2 protein-coding genes are annotated in these 3,279 nt (G+C 67.3%); both read right to left on the bottom strand.

The features are described 5' to 3' along the window. Positions 1-193: 193 nt before the first annotated feature. Positions 194-2,866, bottom strand: coding sequence for an aconitate hydratase AcnA (acnA, locus tag OOT08_RS16130; RefSeq protein WP_325093844.1), 2,673 nt, complete (start codon positions 2,864-2,866; stop codon positions 194-196). Between the two features lie 209 nt (positions 2,867-3,075). Then, positions 3,076-3,279 (bottom strand): DUF3159 domain-containing protein (locus OOT08_RS16125; RefSeq protein WP_325093843.1); only part of this gene is annotated, 204 nt, incomplete at its 5' end.

The raw sequence follows: 3,279 nt of genomic DNA, 5'->3' as shown, positions 1-3,279 counted from the left end.
GTGGACGGTATACATGGGGCTGCGCAGGCTCCGTTGGTGGCTCGCCGCGCGAAAACAGGCATCCTCGGACGGCGGACCGTTCCCGGACGACCTGCGCTTTTGGGGCTAGCGCCCCGGAAACGCCGAACGCGGCCCACAACGCCGAATGCGGCCCACCCCGAGGGGTGAGCCGCATTCTGCCGGTCGCGGTCGCTTAGGCGACGAGCGAGCGCAGCACGTACTGCAGGATGCCGCCGTTGCGGTAGTAGTCGGCCTCACCGGGGGTGTCGATGCGGACGACCGCGTCGAACTCGGTGGTCTTGCCGGACTCGGCAACCGCGGTCACGTGCACGGTGGCCGGGGTGCGGCCCTCGTTCAGCTCCGTCACGCCGGCGATCGAGAAGGTCTCGGTGCCGTCGAGGCCGAGGCTGTCCGCGTTCTCGCCCTCGGGGAACTGCAGCGGGAGCACGCCCATGCCGATCAGGTTCGAGCGGTGGATCCGCTCGAAGCTCTCGGTGATGACGGCCTTCACGCCGAGCAGGCTCGTGCCCTTTGCCGCCCAGTCGCGCGACGAGCCGGAGCCGTACTCCTTGCCGCCGAGCACCACGAGCGGGATGCCCGCGGCCTGGTAGTTCTGCGAGGCGTCGTAGATGAAGGCCTGCGGGGCACCCTCCTGGGTGAAGTCACGGGTGTAACCGCCCTCCACGTTGTCCAAGAGCTGGTTGCGCAGCCGGATGTTCGCGAAGGTCCCGCGAATCATGACCTCGTGGTTCCCGCGGCGCGAGCCGTAGGAGTTGAAGTCGCGGCGAGAAATGCCGTGCTCCATGAGGTACTGACCGGCCGGGGTCTCCGCCTTGATGTTGCCCGCGGGGCTGATGTGGTCGGTCGTGACCGAGTCGCCGAGCTTCGCGAGAACGCGGGCGCCCTCGATGTCGGTGACCGGGGTGGTCTCCATCGTCATGCCGTCGAAGTACGGGGGCTTGCGCACGTAGGTGGACTCGCTGTCCCACTCGAAGACGTTGCCGTCCGGGGTGGGCAGGGCGCGCCAGTGTTCGTCGCCGTCGAAGACGGAACCGTACTTGTCGTCGAACATGGCCGTGTCGATCGACGAGTCAGCGGTCTGCTGCACCTCGAGCGTGTCGGGCCAGATGTCCTTGAGGAACACGTCGTTGCCGTCCTGGTCCTGACCGAGCGCGTCCCGCTCGAAGTCGAAGGACATCGAACCGGCAAGGGCGTAGGCGATGACCAGGGGCGGGCTCGCGAGGTAGTTCATCTTGATGTCGGGGTTAATCCGACCCTCGAAGTTCCGGTTCCCGGAGAGGACGCTGGTCACGGCGAGGTCGTGGCTCTGCACGGCCTCCGAGATCTCGTCGTTCAGGGGGCCGGAGTTGCCGATGCAGGTCATGCAGCCGTAGCCGACGAGGTAGAAGCCGAGGTCCTCCAGGTAGGGGGTGAGCCCCGCCTTGTCGTAGTACTCGGTGACGACCTTGGAGCCGGGCGCGAGGGTCGTCTTGACCCAGGGCTTCACTTTGAGGCCCTTGAGCGCGGCGTTCTTCGCGAGGATTCCCGCGGCGAGCATCACGGAGGGGTTCGAGGTGTTCGTGCAGGAGGTGATCGAGGCGAGGGTGACCGCGCCGTGGTCGATCGTGAACTCCTGGCCGGAGGCGTCCTTGACAAGGGCCGGGTTGGCGGCCTGGGCGTAGTTCTCGAGGTCCTTCGCGAACTGCTCCTTGGCGACCGAGACCTCGATGCGGTCCTGGGGACGCTTGGGTCCGGCGATCGAGGGCACGACGGTGCTCAGGTCGAGCTCCAGCATCTCGCTGAAGTCCGGGACCTTCGCCGGGTCGAGCCACATGCCCTGCTCCTTGGCGTAGGCCTCGACGAGCGCGACCTGCTCCTCGCTGCGGCCGGTGAGGCGCAGGTAGCCGAGCGTGATGTCGTCCACGGGGAACATCGCGGCGGTCGAGCCGAACTCGGGGCTCATGTTGCCGATCGTGGCGCGGTTCGCGAGCGGCACGGAGGCGACGCCCTCGCCGTAGAACTCGACGAACTTGCCGACGACGCCGTGCTTCCGAAGCATCTCGGTGATGGTCAGCACGATGTCGGTCGCGGTCACGCCAGCGGGGATCTTGCCCGAGAGCTTGAAGCCGACGACGCGCGGGATCAGCATGGAGACGGGCTGGCCGAGCATGGCCGCCTCGGCCTCGATGCCGCCGACGCCCCAGCCGAGTACGCCGAGGCCGTTGACCATCGTGGTGTGCGAGTCGGTGCCGACGCAGGTGTCGGGGTACGCCTGCAGCTCGCCGTCCACCTCGCGGGTGAAGGTCACGCGGGCCAGGTACTCGATGTTGACCTGGTGAACGATGCCGGTCCCGGGGGGCACCACCTTGAAGTCCTGGAAGGCGCTCTGCCCCCAGCGCAGGAACTGGTACCGCTCCTCGTTGCGCTGGTACTCGATCTCCACGTTCTTGACGTAGGCGTCGGGCGTGCCGAACACATCGGAGATCACCGAGTGGTCGATCACGAGCTCGGCGGGTGCCAGCGGGTTGATCTTCTCGGGGTCGCCGCCCAGGTCGGCGACGGCCTCGCGCATGGTGGCGAGGTCGACGACGCAGGGCACGCCGGTGAAGTCCTGCATGATCACGCGGGCGGGCGTGAACTGAATCTCGGTGTCGGGCTGGGCGTCCTTATCCCAGTTGCCGAGTGCCTCGATGTGCTCCTTGGTGACGTTGGCGCCGTCCTCGGTGCGCAGCAGGTTCTCCAGCAGAACCTTCAGGCTGTAGGGCAGTCGATCCGCCCCGGGCACCTGGCTGATCTTGAAGATCTCGTATGACTTCTCTCCGACGGAGAGGGTGCTCTTCGCACCAAAACTATTGACCGCAACCACGACAGTCTCCTCACTCGCTGATCCGTATGAGACCAGTGTGCCACGGGGAGAGCCGGCGTCCGAAACCACGGCGGCCGGGCGTTCCCCCCGGAACAAACTATCTCGACATCAAGATAATTCTATCAGGCTTCCGGAGCCGAACCTGACACCCGGCGGACACGCCGGGGCGGGCGGGGGCTTTCCCGCCTGCCCCGGCGCGACCGCGCCCCTCAGGAGGCGGGCGGGGGCTCGGGGGCCGCGGTCGGCGGGGCGGCGAAGCGGCGCAGCGTGAGCCAGGTAAACAGCACCACGAGCGCGAACAGCGGCATTCCCATCACGATCCGCGCGAGGCCGAGCAGATCGGCGTTATTGGCCAGGTACAGCGGCACCTGCACGGCGAGCCGGGCGGCAAAGAGGCCGACCCAGACGAGGGT

The organism is Leucobacter sp. M11, from assembly GCF_035726885.1.
Taxonomy (GTDB): Bacteria; Actinomycetota; Actinomycetes; order Actinomycetales; family Microbacteriaceae; genus JAPFRB01.
The sequence above is the reverse complement of the archived record's forward strand: the minus strand, read 5'-3'. Positions and strand labels throughout refer to the sequence as shown.